The organism is Streptomyces sp. CC208A (genome assembly GCF_030010625.1).
Taxonomy (GTDB): domain Bacteria; phylum Actinomycetota; class Actinomycetes; order Streptomycetales; family Streptomycetaceae; genus Streptomyces.
Genome location: NZ_JASCXN010000032.1, coordinates 68,497 through 84,775 on the forward strand (window position 1 = coordinate 68,497; position 16,279 = coordinate 84,775).

A 16,279-nucleotide genomic window follows, 5' to 3' on the forward strand; every position below is an offset into this window, starting at 1 on the left:
CGCGCCCCGTGTCTCGTACATCTGCTCGGCGGGTTACTCCGTGCGCAGCCCGTCCGCGCGCATCAGCCGCCACAGCGGCGGCAGGCTGAGCAGCGTCACCGCGGCGATCAGGCCGAGGCCGACGCCGACGACGGGCAGGAAGGCCCACCAGTCGGTGACCGGCAGGCCGCCGAGGCCCAGCAGGACGACGCCGAGGCCGAGGCCGCCCGCCACGGCGAGGGCGAGGCCGAGGAGGATCGGGACCGCCGTCTGCCACAGCACCGACCAGCTCAGGGTCGAGCGCCGGGTACCGAAGGCGACGAGCGAGGACAGCAGCCGCTTGCGGTCCCGCAGTTGCTCCAGGGTCGAGACCAGGAGCGAGGCCGCCACCAGGAGCATCGTCAGGGTGGAACCGACGAGGATGCCGGTGCGGACGCTGGAGAACGCCGCGTCGCGCTCGGTGTCCTTCAGGGTGCGGACCCAGGACGTCGGGTCGATGGCCGCCGCCGTGTTCCGTACGAGGTCGGCGGCGTCCGGCACCGCCGGGTCGAGGCGGACCATGACCTGCGCGTCGGGCTCGTCGAGCAGGGCGGTGTCGAGCGCCGACGGGGTGGCGAGCACGCCGTACTCGTACATGCCCGTCGGGGCCGGGCGGGAGTCGACGATCCGGGCGGTGTCGGGGATGCGCCACTGCGGCAGCGGGGTCCCGGCGGGGCGCTTCGGCGCGCTCGGGTGGGGGTGCGGGTCGCCCAGGGCGACCGTGGCGCCGGGGCGGGCGGTCCGGGTGACGTGGGAGTCGTCGGGGGTGCCCTGGGCGCCGTGCGCGAGGAAGACGAAGACGTCGCCGTCCTTGCAGGAGGGGAGCACGGCGTACTCCCCGAGGGAGGCGCAGTCGCCGACCCTGAGCGAGGTCATCGGGGCGAACTCCTCGCCCGCCTTCAGCGGTCCCGGCCGCCACACGTGCGACTCGACGGTGCCGATCGCGCCGGTGACGCCCTCGGTCCCGGTGACGCGGTCGATCATCCCGCGGGCCTCGGCCGAGGTCCCGGCGTCGAAGCCGATCGCGATCTGGGCGCGGGAGGTGTCCTGGCCCGTGGAGAGGGTGAAGTCGTTCTCCATCGCCTGGAAGAGCATCTGGAGCGCGATCGCCCCGGTGGCCGCGACGACGATGCCGCTGACCGCGCGGGCCGCCGCGCCGGAGCTCAGCTGGAGCCTGCGGACCGCGAGCTGCCAGGCCACGGGACCGGCGTGCAGCCGCTTCACCCCTGCCTCGACGAGCCAGGGCAGGAGCGTGGTGAGGCCGATCAGGGCCAGCGTGGTGCCGGCGACGACGCCCACGGTGTCGATGCCGGTCTCGGTGACCTGGACGTCGCCCGTACGCAGGACGAGGACGGCCGCGCCCGCGGCGAGGAGCAGCAGCCGCCACCACAGCCGGCGGCGGCGCGGGGTGGAGGTCCGGACGACGCCGAGCGGCTCGATCGCCACCCCGCGTAGCGCGAAGAGCGTCACCACGACGGAGGCGACCGGGACCACGGCGAGGACGAGCGCGGCGAGCGCGGGCATCGGCACGACGTCACCCGGGTAGGCGTTGACGTCCCAGATGGTGAACGTCCCGGCGAACTGCCGGGCCACCGCGAAGAGTCCGAGGCCCGCCAGAAGGCCGAGCAGCGCGCCCGCGAGGGACTCGCCGGCCGCGATCCGCCGGGTCGTGGCGTTGTCCGCGCCGATCAGCCGGAGCGCCGCGAGCCGCCGGTCGCGCTGCTCGCCGCCGAACCGGGCGGCGGTCGCGACGAAGACGAGCACCGGGAGCAGCAGGACGACGCAGGCGACGACGACGAGGAGGGTCAGGAAGGCGTTCATCGGCTCCTCTGGCACCGACCAGCCGTAGCGGGTGCCGCGCCCGTCGAGGTTCTCCGCGTCGAGGAAGTCGACGTGGGCGACGTACCGCAGCTCGGCCGGGCCGATGAGTCCGGCCTCGCCGATCGTCCCGACGACCTTGTAGGGCAGCCGTTCCCTGAGGAGGGCGCCCTCGGGGGAGTCGAGCAGTTCGCCGAGGGCGGGGGAGACCAGCATCCCGCCGAGCTCGGGGAACGCGGCCGCGCCCGGCGGGACCGGGGGTGCGTCGCCCTCGGGGCGCAGCAGCAGTCCGCTGATCACGTCGTCGCGGTAGACGGTGGTCTGCCCGAGGTGGAGGAAGGAGTCGGGGCGGGGCGAGGTGACCTGTTCGCTGCCGTCGACGGCGCGGACCGACTCCCGCACCTCCCGCTGGAAGAGCATGTTCGGGAAGGACGCGGCGAGCAGCAGCAGCGCCACGCCGAAGCCGACGCCCGCCGCGGTGAGCAGCGTACGGAGCAGGCCCGAGCGGCCGCCGGCGAGGGCGAAGCGGGCGCCGAGCGCCAGGTCGCGGGCCCAGGTGGCGGGGCTCATGCCGCCCACTCCGTGGACCGGACCGTGCCGTCCCTGACGACGACCTCGCGGTCGGAGTACGCGGCGACGCGGGCCTCGTGGGTGACGAGGACGACGGCGGCGCCGGTGTCGCGGGAGGCGTCGGTGAGCAGCCGCATCACGCGCTCGCCGTTGAGGGAGTCGAGGGCGCCGGTCGGTTCGTCGGCGAAGATCACGCGCGGGGCGGTGACGAGGGCGCGGGCCACGGCGACGCGCTGGCCCTGGCCGCCGGATATCTCACCGGGACGCTTGCCCGCGGTGTCGTCGACCTCCAGGCGGGCGAGCCATTCGACGGCCCGCGCCTCTGCGGCCTTCCGCTTCTCGCCGTTGAGCCGGAGCGGCAGGGCCACGTTCTCCGCGCAGGTCAGTTCGGGGACGAGCTGGCCGAACTGGAAGACGAAGCCGAAGTCGGTACGGCGCAGGGCGCTGCGGGCGGTGTCGGAGAGGGCGGTGAGGTCGCGCCCGTCGTAGACGATCGAGCCCGCGTCGGGGCGGACGATCCCGGCGAGGCAGTGCAGCAGGGTGGACTTGCCGGAGCCGGAGGGGCCCATGACGGCGACGACCTCGCCGGCGCGGAGGGCGAAGTCCGCGCCGGCGAGCGCCGGGGTGGGGCCGTACGACTTGGTCAGTCCGGTGGCTCGGAGGAGGGTCATCGGCGGACCTCCTCGGCGAGCGCGTCGAGGCGGGCGGCGGTCAGTTCGAGCCAGCGCAGGTCGGCCTCCAGGTGGAAGAGGGCGTGGTCGCAGATGAGCTGGTCGGCGAGGTCGCCGTCCTTCTTGCGGCGGGTGAGCTCGCGCATCAGGCGCAGGTGCTCGGCGCGCTGGGTGTCGAGCAGTTCGGCGGCCCCGCGGCCGGTCAGCAGGGCGAGGACGACCTTGGTGTAGAGCGTGGACTGGAGGTACGGCTCCGGCTTCTCGGGGGTCGCGAGCCAGCGGGCGACGTCGGTGACGCCGGCCTCGGTGATCGCGTACCGCTTGCGCTCGGGGCCGTCGCCGGGCTCGATGCCCTCGACGACGACGAGGCCGTTCTTCAGGAGGCGGGACATCGTCGAGTAGACCTGGCCGTAGTGGAGCGGCCGGTCGTGACCGAAGCGCTCGTCGAAGGCGCGCTTGAGGTCGTAGCCGTGGCGCGGGCCCGCTTCGAGGAGGCCGAGAAGGGTGTGACCGATGGACATGGGCGTCACTGTACACGGGGTGTATACGCACGCTGTATAGCCGCAGGGTGTGGACGCGCACGAAAACGGAACCGGTCCTTCACGCAACCATCACCTCCGCTCGTGCGTCGGTTCCCCTGGGGGTGGGTGCTGATTCTCACGTCCTGAAAAGACGTGATCGGTTGTCCTTTGTCCGCCCTGGCGGTGTTAGCTGGCTTGCCGAGCTGATCCGGCGGCATGCCACGCCATGCCGCGCCGGGCAGGGGACGACGGGACACGACGACGAGCGGAGCGACACGACACATGGGCCGACCGGACACCAAGGCGAAGAAACGGGGCATACGCCGCCTCTTCACCTGGAAGAAGCTCCTGGGCACCTTCTTCGTGGTCTGCCTGCTCGGCATGGGCGGCCTCTACGCCGTCTACGTCATGGTCCCCGTGCCCACGGCCAACGCCGAGGCGACCATGCAGAGCAACATCTACAAGTACGCCAACGGCAAGATCCTCGCCCGCACCGGCGAGATCAACCGCGAGATCGTGGGCCTGGAGAAGATCCCCCTCCCCGTCCAGCGGGCCTTCGTCGCCGCCGAGAACAAGACCTTCTACAAGGACAACGGCGTCGACATCAAGGGCACCACCCGAGCCGCCTGGAACACCCTCACCGGCAAGGGCAAGCAGGGCGGTTCCACCATCACCCAGCAGTACGTCAAGAACTTCTACCTGAGCCAGGACCAGACGGCCACCCGCAAGCTCAAGGAGATGGTCATCGCGGTCAAGGTCGACCAGCAGATGTCCAAGTCCGAGATCCTCGCCGGGTACATGAACACCAGCTACTACGGCCGCTCCGCCTACGGCATCCAGGCCGCCGCCCGCTCGTACTACGGCACCGACGCCTCCAGGCTCACCACCGCCCAGGGCGCCTACCTCGCCTCGCTGCTCCAGGCCCCCAACCAGTACGACTGGACCTCCGCCAACGCCACCGGACGCAAGCTCGTCGAGGAGCGCTGGAACTACGTCCTCGACAACATGGTCGAGGAGGGCTGGCTCCCCGCCTCCGAGCGCGCCGGCATGAAGTTCCCCGTCCCGCGGGCCCCCAAGCCGCTCCCCGGCATGGAGGGGCAGACCGGCTACATCGTCGAGGCGGCGAACCAGGAGCTGATGCGCCAGGGCGTCAGCGAGGAGGACATCAAGGCCGGCGGCTGGACCATCACGCTCACCATCGACGAGCAGAAGCAGAAGGACCTCGTCGCCGCCGTCGACGAGCAGCTCGAGGACAAGATCGACCGCAAGGGCGACAGGAAGGCCGCCACCGTCCAGGCCGGCGCCACCTCCGTCGACCCGAAGACCGGTGCCGTCGTCGCGATGTACGGCGGCATCGGCGCCACCGAGCACTGGATGTCCAACGCCACCCGGCGCGACTTCCAGCCCGCCTCCACCTTCAAGCCGATCGTCCTCGCCTCCGCCGTCGACAACATGGCGACGACCCAGGACGGCCGCGAGATCGGCCTGAACACCGTCTACGACGGCACCAGCAAGCGGAAGGTCGTCGGCAGCGAGATCCCCTTCGCCCCGGAGAACGAGGACAACCGCTCGTACGGCCCCGTCACCGTCCAGCGGGCCACCAACAGCTCGATCAACTCGGTCTACGCCCAGATGATCGTCGACGTCGGCCCCGCCAAGGTCAAGAAGACCGCCCTCGCCCTCGGCATGAAGGACGGCCAGGACTTCGGCACCACCCCCGCCATGTCGCTCGGCACCATGGGCGCCTCCACCCTCGACATGGCCGGCGCCTACGCCACCCTCGACAACCACGGCAAGAAGGTCACCCCGACCCTCGTCAAGGCCGCCGAGCACCGCGACCGCCAGGTCGACACCGTCAAGCAGACTGGCGAGCAGGTCATCAGCCGCGAGGCCGCCGACACCGTCACCAAGGCCATGATGGGCGTCGTCCGCAACGGCTCCGGCTTCCGCGCCGCCGGCGACTACCAGGCCGCGGGCAAGACCGGCACCTCCGAGAACAACCGGTCCGCCTGGTTCGTCGGCTACACCCCCGAACTGGTCACCGCCGTCGCCCTGTTCGGCGAGGACACCTCCGGCAAGATCGCCCAGCAGGTCACCCTCACCAACGCGATCAACCCCGGCCGCGCCAACGGCGGCCGCGTCCCCGCCAAGATCTGGGGCGCCTACACCGAGCGCGCCCTGAACGGCGGCTCCGACGCCGAGTTCGACCTGGAGGTCGAGGGCGGCAGCGGTGGCGGCGGCGCCGAGCCGACCGGGACCAGCAGCAGCCCGACGCCGAGCGAGGAGCCCAGCGAGGAGCCGACGGAGACGCCCACGACCCCGCCGGCCACCACCGGCACCATCCCGCCTCCCCCGCCCACCTCGACGGCCACGACCCCGCCGATGCCCACCCAGGACACCACCACCGTCCCGCCGCCGCCGACCGAGGAACCCACCCGGGAACCCACCAACACGGCGACGATCCAGCCGCCGGACATCGGACTCCCCGGCGGCGGGAGCGGGGGCGGCAGCGGCGGAAGCGGCGGCGACGAGGGCGGCACCAGCACTCAGCAGCCCCGCTGACGCCCGCACAGCCGAAGAAGGCCGGTCCCCGGGAAGGGGACCGGCCTTCGCCGTCGGTACAGGGATCAGAGCCGCGTCGCCAGCTCGAACCAGACGACCTTGCCGCCGGACAGCCGGGTCGCGCCCCACCGCCGTGCCAGCCGGTTCACCAGGAACAGGCCGCGCCCGCCCTCGTCCGTCTCCCGCGCCCGCCGCTGCCGGGGCAGCTGCGGGGAGTCGTCGCCGACCTCGCAGCGCAGCACGTCGGTGCGCAACAGCCGCAGCGTCACCGGCCGTTCCGCGTACCGCACCGCGTTCGTCACCACCTCGCTGACCAGCAGCTCGACGGAGTCCGTCAGCTCCTCCAGGTCCCAGCGGGCGAGCGCCCGCCGCGCGAGCCTGCGGGCCCGGCCCGGGGCCGCGTCCTCCGGCTCCAGGAACCAGTACGCCACGTCGCTCGGCGCGATCCCGTCGAACCGGGCCGCGAGCAGCGCGATGTCGTCGTCCCGGTCGCCGGGCCCCAGCATGTCGAGCACGTCGTCGCAGAGCGCCTCAAGGGGCGGCGCGTGGTCGGGGCCGGTCAGCCGGGCCGCCGCCGTGAGCCGCTCCCGCAGCTGCTCGATGCCGGTCCACACGTCCCGCAGCCGGGACTCCACCAGACCGTCCGTGTACAGCAGCAGCGTCGCGCCCGCCGGGGCGTCCAGCTCGACCGCCTCGAAGTCCACGCCGCCGACGCCGATCGGGGCGCCCGCAGGCACCCGCAGCACCTCGGCGTGCCCGTCGCGGTGGAGCAGTATCGGCGGCGGATGGCCCGCGTTGGCGACCGTGATCCGGTGCGAGACCGGGTCGTAGACCGCGTACAGACAGGTCGCCATCCGGTTCTCGCCGAGCCGCTGCGCCTGCTCGTCGAGGTGGTGCAGCACCTCCTGCGGCGGCAGGTCGAGCCCGGCCAGGGTCTGCGCGGTGGTGCGCAGCTGGCCCATGATCGCGGCCGAGGTCATGGAGTGGCCCATGACGTCGCCGACGACCAGGGCGACCCGGCTGCCGGGCAGCGGGATCGCGTCGTACCAGTCGCCGCCCACCCGGGCCGTCTCCGCCGCCGGCAGGTAGCGGGAGGCGAGCTTGACGCCGGTCGGCTGCGGCAGCGAGTCCGGCAGCATCGTGCGCTGGAGCTCGTCGGCGATGTACGCCTCGCGGCCGTACAGTACCGCCTTGTCGATGCCGAGCGCGGTGTGGGTGGCCAGTTGGGCGCCGACGAGCAGGTCGTCCGGCTCGAACGCGGGCTGTTCGGCGCGGCGCAGGAGGACGGCGGCGCCGATCACCCGGCGCCGGCCGCGCAGCGGCGCCAGTATGGCCCGCGGTCCGTGCGGCAGCGGATGGTCGGGGCCGAGGAGTTCGGCGAGCGCGGTCAGGGCGGCGGCGGAGTCGCCGAAGACCGGCCGGACCCCGCGGAGCACCTCGGCGAGCGCGCTGCCGGAGCGCACCTCGCACAGCTCGGCGGCCGGGGTCGGGTCGGGATCGGGTACGAGGACGAGCTCGTCGCCCTCCACGTCGGGCGTTAACCGCAGCCGGTCGGTGCGCCGCAGCCGCAGCACGAACGGCGCCACCGGCCGCTCGTCGCCCACCGGCAGGGGATCGCGCAGGTAGACCAGGATCTCGTCGGAGAAGGCCGGCACGGTGGCGCGGCACAGGCCGAGCACGATCTCGTCCAGGTCGAGGCCGCGCGCGACCCGCCGGGTCGCGGCGCCGACGAACCGCAGCCGGTCGCCCTCGCGCCGCCCGGCCTGCCCGCCGCCGTCCCCGCCCGAGGGCTTCGGCGAGACGGCGACGGCGACCGCCGGAGCACCCGGCCCGGCGGCCTCCGCCGGCGGGACCGGCTGCGCCGGGGCCGCGGGCTGGGCGGGGATGTCGGAGGGCAGGCCGACGGGCGCGGCCTCCTGGCGAGGGCGCGTCTGTTCCTGGGGCCGGTCGGCCAGCGGCTGCCGGCCTTCGTGGGAGGTGGGCTGCTCCGTCACGCGTGGGATTCCGTCCGTCCGGGCCGGTGGTGCGATGCACTCGCTCTTCTCGCCGATGCCGCGTCCTCCGCGGGTATAAACCCCGAGTTCGCCACGGGGACGAACCCCGAGTTCTCCCCGGGGGCGCGCCCCGAGTTCTCCCCGGGGGCGCGCCCGGCGTTCTTCCCCGGGACGAACCCCGGGTTGCTCGGGTTCCCCGGGTTCCTCACGGGGGCGGACCCCGGGGAGACGATGTACGCGGACGATCCGCGGGCGGCGGCAGGGGCAGGGGGCGCGCCACCCGGGCACAGCTCCGGCACTGCTCTCCCCCTCATCGATGACGTGCGGTGACGTGTGGTCAGTTGCTGTGCTGCGTTCGGTCGGTGACGTCGTGCGTGCCCGGTTTCGGCCGTGCGGAGGACGATCCTACGTTTGGACCCCGGGGGCGCATCAAGGGTCTCATGGCGCCGTGTGCACCGGAGTGCGGTCCCAGTCCGCCGGCAGGACGGGAACGGTCCACGCGGGATCGGGTCGCCACTCCTCCCAGCCGTCCCGGAAGGGCGACCCCCAGGCCCCGACCAGCTCCACCGCCGCCGCCCCGGCGGCCCGCACCCGCTCGGCCCGCTCGGCGCTCATCAGCCCGGCCCGCTGGGCCTGGGCGAACTCGTCCTCGTCCCGCCAGAGCCAGCTGCGGTCGGGATAGACGGAGATGTCGAGGAAGTGGTCCTCGGAGTCGACGCCGCCGGCCCAGCGGCGGCGCGGCTCCTCCAGGTTCACGTACCAGCTCCGGAAGCGCCAGCCGCGCTCCCAGAAGAGCCAGACCGACCAAGGGTCGCCTGGCCGGGCGAGCTTGAGCACCCCGCTGCCCGCCCAGCGGGCGTGCTCGGTGGTGCGGGGCGCGGTGTAGCGGGTGGCGAGCGGCTCGTCGTGGACGGGGGTGCCGTCGGCGAGGACGGGCCGGACGCACTCGGTGCCGGGCGCCATCCACACGGCGAGCAGATCGGGCGTGTCGTGGACGACCGTCACCGGCCGGCAGATGTGCACCTCGTCGGTGCCGATGCCCCGGTAGCGCCAGAGGATGTGCTCCCCCGGCGCCCAGCGCTGGATGTCGTCCGAACCGCCCGCTCCTGTCATGCGCAGATTTTAGGGGCGCGCTCCCACCGGCGCTGCGGTACGGGTCACGCTTGCGTCACGTGAGAGGACGGCCGGGCTTCACGGCGGCGTCACGGCCGGGGGCGTAGGGGTACGGGGGCGCGGCCCGGGTCGTACGGGGACGGTTTCACGGCCTGGTCATGCGCAGGACGTCCAGGGCCTCGTCGAGCTGTTCGAGGGTGAGGTCGCCGCGGTCCACGTAGCCGGACTCCAGGACGACCTCCCGGATGGTCTTCCGCTCGGCCAGGGACCGCTTGGCGACCTTGGCGGCCTCCTCGTAGCCGATGTACTTGTTCAGCGGGGTGACGACGGAGGGGGAGGACTCGGCGTACTCGCGGGCGCGCTCGACGTTGGCGGTGACGCCGTCCACCGTGCGGTCGGCGAGCAGCCGGGAGGCGTTGGCCAGGAGCCGTACGGATTCCAGCAGGTTCTTGGCCATCACCGGGAGCATCACGTTGAGCTCGAAGTTCCCGGCCGCGCCGGCCACGGCGACCGTGGTGTCGTTCCCGGTGACCTGGGCGGCGACCATGAGGACCGCCTCCGGGATCACCGGGTTGACCTTGCCGGGCATGATCGAGGAGCCGGGCTGGAGGTCGGGGAGGTCGATCTCGGCCAGTCCCGTGCGGGGGCCGCTGGCCATCCAGCGCAGGTCGTTGGCGATCTTGGTGAGGGAGACGGCGATGGTCCTGAGCTGACCGGAGGTCTCCACCAGGGCGTCGCGGGCGCCCTGGGCCTCGAAGTGGTCGCGGGCCTCGGTGAAGGGCAGGCCGGTGGTGCGGGCGAGCTCGGCGACGACGGCGGCCGAGAAGCCGGGCGGGGTGTTGATGCCGGTGCCCACCGCGGTGCCGCCGAGGGGGAGTTCGGCGAGCCGGGGGAGGGAGGCGCGCAGCCGCTCGACGCCGTACCTGACCTGGGCCGCGTAGCCGCCGAACTCCTGGCCCAGGGTGACCGGGGTGGCGTCCATCAGATGCGTACGACCGGACTTCACGACCGTCGCGAATTCGGCCGATTTCCGCTCCAGGGCGGTGGCCAGGTGGTCGAGGGCCGGGATCAGGTCGCGGGTGACGGCGGCGGTGGCGGCGATGTGGATGGAGGAGGGGAAGACGTCGTTGGACGACTGCGAGGCGTTGACGTGGTCGTTGGGGTGGACGGCCCGGTCGGCCGGAAGCCGTTCGCCCGCGAGGGTGGCCAGGACCTCGTTGGTGTTCATGTTCGAGGAGGTTCCGGAGCCGGTCTGGAAGACGTCGACCGGGAAGTGCTCGTCCCAGCGGCCCTCCGCGACCTCCTCGGCGGCGGCCGCGATCGCCTCCGCCCGGTCCCGGTCGATCACCCCGAGTCCGGCGTTGACCGTGGCGGCGGCGGCCTTGATCCGGGCCAGCGCCTCGATGTGGGCGCGCTCCAGGCGCTGCCCGCTGACCGGGAAGTTCTCCACGGCCCGCTGGGTCTGCGCCCGCCACTTGGCGTGCGCGGGAACCCGCACCTCGCCCATGGAGTCGTGCTCGGTCCGGTAGCCGTCCGTGTCGTCCGTGTCGTCGTTCATGCGGTCGTTCGTTCCGTCGTTCATGACTCACAACCTCCTGAAAAAGATGAGCACTTGTCTTGTTCGATGTATTCCCAAGGCGCGTACCGGCCAGTAAAAACCGTGGGTAACCCCACTTCCAGGAGGCGCAATGACGCGCACCAGGTACAGACTCCGGTGGCCCATCGCCGCCGTCGCCGCGGCGGCCGCCGCACTCGGCACCATGACCGCCGCCGCCCCGGCCGGCGCGGCCGAGACCGGTACGAGGGCCGCCGTCGCCTCCGTACCGCTCCCGGCCGAACTGGAGGCGATCCGGGCCGCCGAGGCCACCAGGATCTACGGCAGCCCCGAGGAACGCCCCCTCGACCAGCGCAAGACCGGCCTCATCTCGCTCGGCGACAGCGAGATCTCCGGCGAGGGCGTCGGCAACTACGACCCGGCGACCAACACCTCGTCCAACCAGTGCCACCGCTCGCCCGACACCGCGATCCACCGGACCGGCATCGCCGCGGACCTCACCTTCAACGTGGCCTGCTCGGGCGCGTACACCGGCAACATCCGCATCGGCGGCTCGAAGCAGTACGCCGACGAGCTGGTGCAGAGCGACAGCCTCGCCATCAAGGCCCGCAACACCCGGATCAAGATGATCGTGCTGGTCGCCGGCGCCAACGACGACCTCCAGTTCGGCCCCGTCATGACCGACTGCGTCACCCGCTGGATCCTCAGCCAGGGCGCCTGTGAGCCGAAGTACGCCCCCGGCTGGCAGGCCCGCGTCGACGGGCTCCGCCCCAAGGTCGAGGCCACCGTCGGCGACCTCCGCAAGGTCATGCGCGACGCGGGGTACGCGGACGACGCGTACAAGCTGGTGGTCATGGGCTACCCGAGCCCGATCGGCCCCGACTTCTACGACAACCCGAACTTCCCCGGCAAGCTCCCCGGCGGCTGCGCCGGATACGACTCCGACGCCAAGTGGGGCCGCAACTACGCGGTTCCGACCTTCGAGAAGGGCATCCGCGCGGCGGCGAACGCCACGGGCGCCACCTACCTCGACAGTTCGCGGCTCTTCCACGGCCACGAGGTCTGCATGGAGGACGCCTGGGCCCGCGGGCTCTACCTGGACCTCGCCGACCACTTCCCGTGGGACGAGAACACCGCCCGGCAGTCCTTCCACCCCAACTACCGCGGCCACGGCGCCTTCGCCTCCTGCCTGACCCAGCTCTACGCCTCGGGCCTGCGCGAGGCGAGCTGCGCCGACGTGAACTCCACCGGCACCCCGACGCTCTTCCCGCTCGCCTGGGACGACGCGTACAAGCCGCTGCGGAACGAGGCCACCGGCAACTGCCTCGACGTCGCCGCCGCCACGTCCGCCAACAACACCGCCGTCCTCGGCTGGGACTGCCACGGCGGACGCAACCAGGGCTGGTGGTACGACTCCGCCCGCAAGACCCTCCACACCGAACTGACCCAGGACCGCTGCCTGGACGTGCCGGGAGCCGCGTACCAGACCGGCAAGGCGCTCATCATCTGGAACTGCAGCGGCGCCGCCAACCAGAAGTTCGTCCGGGACGGCGCCACGATCCGGCCCGCGGCCGCGACCGGCCTCTGCCTCACGCAGGGGGCGGCGAAGGAGCCGGTCCGGCTCCAGAACTGCGACGGATCGGCGAACCAGAAGTTCGCCTGAGCCGATCGCCCCGATGACGTCGTGGCCCTCCGTCCGGTGCGGGACGGAGGGCCACGGCCGTTCGCGGGAGAGCGCTCAGGACAGCTTGAGGGTCGACTTCGCCAGTTCGTACGCCGGGATCATCGCCCGGTGCTCCTCGGGGTCGAGGCCGCCGAGCTCCACGACGACCGTGCCCTTCGCGGTCTCCACCGCGAACGACCGCTTCTCCTTGTCCTCGTCGAGGAGTTCGACGTGCACGCTGTAGCGGGCCTCCACGACGGGCAGCCCGCCCGCCGTCGTGTCCGTCAGGGCAAGCCCCTTGCTGCCCTTCTCGGCCTTCACGAAGGCGGTCAGGGTGGCCTTGGCCGGGCCCTTCGGCGCGGTCCACACCCGCAGGAAACCGATGTGCCCGGCGCCCTTGGCGTTCACCTCGCAGACGACCGTGGCCGGGCCCTGCCGCAGCAGTTCGGCGAAGTCGGGGTCGGCGGGCGGGCTGACCGCCTTCGGCTTCCAGTCCTCCGCGAAGGAGAAGGACACGGGCAGGGAGCAGGCCGTGCCGGGCCCGCCGAGCGAGCCCCCGGCGGCAGCGACCGCGGGGGTGGTGGGCGTGGGGGTGGCGGGCGTGGCCTTCGTCGGAGGCGCGGCGGCCTCCTGCTCCGTACCGCCGCAGCCGGTCAGCAGCAGGCCCAGGGCGGCGACGGCGACGGTTGCGAGGAGGGGTGATCTTTCTGGCATGCGCTCATCATCTCCGACCGGGGTGCGGGCCCCCGGACCCGGCCGGACAATGGGTGGCGAGCCTCGGGGACATCCGCCACCCACAGGAGGACGGACATGAGCCGCAGCTTCAGGAGGATCGGCGCGCTCGGCGCCGCGACGGCGGCGGCCGTCGCCTTCACGGCCGCCGCACCGGTGGCCGCCGCCGCACCCGCCGCCGACGGCTTCGAGTTCACCCTCTACGCCAAAGAGGTCCCGACGGACGAGAGCGGAGAGGAGACGGGCGCGGCACCCCAGGTCGGGGACTCCTTCGCCTTCGCCGACGACCTCTACCGCACCAAGGGCGGGGAGAAGATCGGCAAGGACGGCGTCAGCTGCACCGTGGTGCGCGCCGGCGACCCGATCGACACGCTCTGCGTCGGCACCTTCGCCCTGACCGGAGGACCGGGCGGCCACCTCACCGGGCAGGCGATGCTCTCCGTCGACCCCTCGAACGAGGCGCCCGCCGCGTTCGACATCGCGATCACCGGAGGCACGGGCGACTTCAAGGACGCCCGTGGCTGGATCCGCTCCACCCCCGACGGGGACTACTCGAAGCTGGAGTTCCACATCACCCGCTAGCGGGTGGGCCGTCAGGACAGCTTGCCGTAGTCCGGCAGCTTGAAGGCGCGTTCGGCGTGGCCGCCGACGATGTCGGTCGTGTTGTTCCCGATGTTCGCGATGATCGTGTAGCCCTTGGCCTCGATCTCGGCGCGCTTCTCCGTCTTGTACGCGCTGACCTCGGCGAAGAGGTCGGGCAGCGAGCGCACGTACAGCCCGTCCACCGGGTAGCCGACCTTCTTCAGGTTCCACTCGGTGAGGGAGTGGATGATCCCCGGGCGGGCGGTCACGAAGAAGACCTTCACCCCGCGCGCGTGCGCGTCCCGGACCAGGGCGTGGACCTCGGGGATGGCCGGGGTCGGCAGCTCCCAGAACGGGTGGAAGTCCGTCTCCAGGGAGCTGTTGTCGATGTCGAGGACGATCGCCTGCTTCTCCGTACCGGCGTCCTTCGCCCGCTCCTCGATGTACGGACGGGCCTCGGCGACGACCGCCGCCACGTCACGGCGCCAGGTCCCGTAGTCCACGTTCGCGAGGGCGGCGGCCGAGGCGAGGTGGGTGTCGGGGTCGGCGGCGGAGGCGGCGGGCGCGGGCCCGACGACGAGGAGGGCGGTGAGGCCGAGGGCCGCGGCGGCCTTGGCCTGGGTGGGGACGGAGGGCATGGGGGCTCCCGAGTGGTCGACCGGCTCAGTGGTTGACATGCTCGCGACCCATACTGACCAGTAAGTGGCCGGCTGACTACCGGTCGGTAGCGACTTTCGGAGCGGAACATGACGGCGCCCCCGGTCCACGGGGGGACCGGGGGCGCCGCGGAGCGCTACCCGGGGTTACGACAGCTGGGAGCCCTGGCGCACCGGGATGTGAGTGAACGTCGGCTCCGGCGCCGGGTTCTGGAAGAAGTCGTTGCCCTTGTCGTCGACGACGATGAACGCGGGGAAGTCCTCGACCTCGATCTTCCAGACGGCCTCCATGCCGTCCTCCTCGTTGTCCAGGACCTCGATCTTCTTGATGCAGTCCTGGGCGAGGCGGGCGGCCGGGCCGCCGATGGAGCCGAGGTAGAAGCCGCCGTGCGTGCCGCAGGCGTCGGTGACCTGCTGGGAGCGGTTGCCCTTGGCGAGCATCACCATCGAGCCGCCCGCCGCCTGGAACTGCTCCACGTACGAGTCCATGCGGCCGGCCGTCGTCGGGCCGAAGGAACCGGAGGCGTACCCCTCGGGGGTCTTCGCCGGACCCGCGTAGTAGACCGGGTGGTCCTTCATGTACTGCGGCATGTCCTCGCCCGCGTCGAGCCGCGCCTTGATCTTCGCGTGCGCGATGTCACGGGCGACCACCAGCGAGCCGGTGAGGGAGAGACGGGTCTTGACCGGGTACTTGGTCAGCTCCGCGAGGATCTCGTCCATCGGCTGGTCGAGGTCGATCCTGACGACGTCACCCGACTCGTCGAGGTGCTCGTCGGTGGTCTCCGGCAGGAAGCGCGCCGGGTCGGTCTCCAGCTGCTCCAGGAAGACGCCCTCGGCGGTGATCTTCGCGACGGCCTGGCGGTCGGCCGAGCAGGAGACGGCGATCGCGACGGGCAGCGAGGCGCCGTGGCGGGGGAGGCGGACCACGCGCACGTCGTGGCAGAAGTACTTGCCGCCGAACTGCGCGCCGATGCCGATCTTCTGCGTCAGCTCGAAGACCTTCTCCTCCAGCTTCTTGTCGCGGAAGCCGTGACCGGTCTCGGCGGAACCCTCGGTGGGCAGCTCGTCCAGGTAGTGCGCGGAGGCGTACTTCGCGGTCTTGAGCGCGAACTCGGCGCTGGTGCCGCCGACGACGATCGCCAGGTGGTACGGCGGGCAGGCGGCCGTGCCGAGCGAACGGATCTTCTCCTCCAGGAACTTCATCATGCTCGCCTCGTTGAGGACGGCCTTCGTCTCCTGGTAGAGGAAGGACTTGTTGGCGGAGCCGCCGCCCTTCGCCATGAAGAGGAACTTGTACGCGCCGCCGTCGGTCGCGTACAGCTCGATCTGCGCGGGCAGGTTCGAGCCGGTGTTCTTCTCCTCCCACATGGTCACCGGGGCCATCTGCGAGTACCGCAGGTTGAGCTTGGTGTACGCGTCGTAGATGCCCTTGCTGAGGGCCTCCTCGTCCCGGCCCCGCGTGAGCACGTTCTGCCCGCGCTTGCCCATGACGATCGCGGTGCCGGTGTCCTGGCACATGGGCAGGACGCCCGCGGCGGCGATGTTCGCGTTCTTCAGCAGGTCGAGCGCGACGAACTTGTCGTTGCTCGACGCCTCCGGGTCGTCGATGATCTTCCGGAGCTGGGCCAGGTGGGCCGGGCGCAGGTAGTGCTGGATGTCGTGGATCGCCTCGGCGGCCAGCTTGCGCAGCGCCTCCGGCTCGACCTTGAGGAACGTACGGCCGTCGGCCTCGAAGGTGGAGACGCCCTCGGCGGTCACCAGGCGGTAGGGCGTGGTGTCCTCTCCCAGGGGGAGCAGATCGGAGTACGCAAACTCTGGCATGAC

Annotated in this window: 12 protein-coding genes; 3 read left to right on the forward strand and 9 right to left on the reverse strand. The window is 72.1% G+C overall.

The genetic code is table 11. The features are described from left to right. Positions 1–33: 33 nt before the first annotated feature. The 3 genes from QK442_RS28620 to QK442_RS28630 are packed head-to-tail and all read right to left on the reverse strand — an operon-like array spanning position 34 to position 3,598. On the reverse strand, positions 34–2,406 hold the full coding sequence (locus QK442_RS28620) for an FtsX-like permease family protein (RefSeq protein WP_282696975.1): 2,373 nt from the start codon (positions 2,404–2,406) through the stop codon (positions 34–36). Then, positions 2,403–3,077 carry an ABC transporter ATP-binding protein gene (locus tag QK442_RS28625; RefSeq protein ID WP_282696976.1) on the reverse strand — a complete coding sequence of 225 codons (675 nt, stop codon included), beginning with the start codon at positions 3,075–3,077 and terminating at the stop codon, positions 2,403–2,405. Before QK442_RS28625 ends, QK442_RS28620 begins: the two co-directional genes overlap by 4 nt. Next, positions 3,074–3,598, reverse strand: a complete 525-nt coding sequence (locus tag QK442_RS28630) for a PadR family transcriptional regulator (RefSeq protein ID WP_282696977.1) — start codon at positions 3,596–3,598, stop codon at positions 3,074–3,076. The genes QK442_RS28625 and QK442_RS28630 overlap by 4 nt, the downstream gene beginning before the upstream one ends. A gap of 282 nt (positions 3,599–3,880) precedes the next feature. On the opposite strand from QK442_RS28630, the gene QK442_RS28635 reads away from it, so the two are divergent. Next, positions 3,881–6,160: a transglycosylase domain-containing protein gene (locus QK442_RS28635; RefSeq protein ID WP_282696978.1), complete on the forward strand. Its 2,280-nt coding sequence runs from the start codon at positions 3,881–3,883 to the stop codon at positions 6,158–6,160. Positions 6,161–6,225: 65 nt separating this feature from the next. Here QK442_RS28635 and QK442_RS28640 read toward each other — a convergent pair whose 3' ends face one another. The 3 genes from QK442_RS28640 to QK442_RS28650 all read right to left on the reverse strand — a co-directional run bounded on the left by QK442_RS28640 (position 6,226) and on the right by QK442_RS28650 (position 10,825). Then, complete coding sequence (locus tag QK442_RS28640; protein WP_282696979.1) at positions 6,226–8,154, reverse strand: serine/threonine-protein phosphatase; 1,929 nt, start codon at positions 8,152–8,154, stop codon at positions 6,226–6,228. 438 nt (positions 8,155–8,592) lie between these two features. Then, on the reverse strand, positions 8,593–9,267 hold the full coding sequence (locus QK442_RS28645) for a DUF402 domain-containing protein (protein WP_282696980.1): 675 nt from the start codon (positions 9,265–9,267) through the stop codon (positions 8,593–8,595). Positions 9,268–9,412: 145 nt separating this feature from the next. After that, positions 9,413–10,825 carry a class II fumarate hydratase gene (locus QK442_RS28650; protein WP_282697001.1) on the reverse strand — a complete coding sequence of 471 codons (1,413 nt, stop codon included), beginning with the start codon at positions 10,823–10,825 and terminating at the stop codon, positions 9,413–9,415. Between the two features lie 130 nt (positions 10,826–10,955). Here QK442_RS28650 and QK442_RS28655 point away from each other — a divergent pair, with 130 nt between their 5' ends. Next, entirely contained in the window at positions 10,956–12,485 is a 1,530-nt protein-coding gene (locus tag QK442_RS28655; protein WP_282696981.1) for a ricin-type beta-trefoil lectin domain protein, read from the forward strand. A 75-nt stretch (positions 12,486–12,560) separates the two neighbouring features. Here the strand turns inward: QK442_RS28655 and QK442_RS28660 are convergent, their stop codons facing one another. Continuing rightward, the gene (locus QK442_RS28660) at positions 12,561–13,199 is read right to left on the reverse strand and encodes a lipoprotein (protein WP_282696982.1); all 639 of its coding nucleotides are present in this window, start codon (positions 13,197–13,199) and stop codon (positions 12,561–12,563) included. 96 nt (positions 13,200–13,295) lie between these two features. Here QK442_RS28660 and QK442_RS28665 point away from each other — a divergent pair, with 96 nt between their 5' ends. After that, the gene (locus tag QK442_RS28665) at positions 13,296–13,799 is read left to right on the forward strand and encodes a hypothetical protein (RefSeq protein WP_282696983.1); all 504 of its coding nucleotides are present in this window, start codon (positions 13,296–13,298) and stop codon (positions 13,797–13,799) included. An 11-nt stretch (positions 13,800–13,810) separates the two neighbouring features. On the opposite strand, the gene QK442_RS28670 is transcribed toward QK442_RS28665, so the two are convergent. Both QK442_RS28670 and QK442_RS28675 read right to left on the reverse strand, forming a co-directional pair. Beyond that, positions 13,811–14,437 (reverse strand): HAD family acid phosphatase, encoded by a 627-nt coding sequence (locus tag QK442_RS28670; RefSeq protein WP_282697002.1) that lies wholly within the window; start codon positions 14,435–14,437, stop codon positions 13,811–13,813. A gap of 165 nt (positions 14,438–14,602) precedes the next feature. Continuing rightward, positions 14,603–16,276, reverse strand: coding sequence for a fumarate hydratase (locus tag QK442_RS28675; protein ID WP_282696984.1), 1,674 nt, complete (start codon positions 16,274–16,276; stop codon positions 14,603–14,605). Between the last annotated feature and the right edge of the window lie 3 nt (positions 16,277–16,279).

Coding starts and splice junctions, on each gene's coding strand:
- QK442_RS28620 (WP_282696975.1), bottom strand. CDS start 2,406: ATGAGCCCCGCCACCTGGGCCCGCGACCTGGCGCTCGGCGCCCGCTTC.
- QK442_RS28625 (WP_282696976.1), bottom strand. CDS start 3,077: ATGACCCTCCTCCGAGCCACCGGACTGACCAAGTCGTACGGCCCCACC.
- QK442_RS28630 (WP_282696977.1), bottom strand. CDS start 3,598: ATGTCCATCGGTCACACCCTTCTCGGCCTCCTCGAAGCGGGCCCGCGC.
- QK442_RS28635 (WP_282696978.1), top strand. CDS start 3,881: ATGGGCCGACCGGACACCAAGGCGAAGAAACGGGGCATACGCCGCCTC.
- QK442_RS28645 (WP_282696980.1), bottom strand. CDS start 9,267: ATGACAGGAGCGGGCGGTTCGGACGACATCCAGCGCTGGGCGCCGGGG.
- QK442_RS28650 (WP_282697001.1), bottom strand. CDS start 10,825: ATGAACGACGACACGGACGACACGGACGGCTACCGGACCGAGCACGAC.
- QK442_RS28655 (WP_282696981.1), top strand. CDS start 10,956: ATGACGCGCACCAGGTACAGACTCCGGTGGCCCATCGCCGCCGTCGCC.
- QK442_RS28660 (WP_282696982.1), bottom strand. CDS start 13,199: ATGCCAGAAAGATCACCCCTCCTCGCAACCGTCGCCGTCGCCGCCCTG.
- QK442_RS28665 (WP_282696983.1), top strand. CDS start 13,296: ATGAGCCGCAGCTTCAGGAGGATCGGCGCGCTCGGCGCCGCGACGGCG.
- QK442_RS28670 (WP_282697002.1), bottom strand. CDS start 14,437: ATGCCCTCCGTCCCCACCCAGGCCAAGGCCGCCGCGGCCCTCGGCCTC.
- QK442_RS28675 (WP_282696984.1), bottom strand. CDS start 16,276: ATGCCAGAGTTTGCGTACTCCGATCTGCTCCCCCTGGGAGAGGACACC.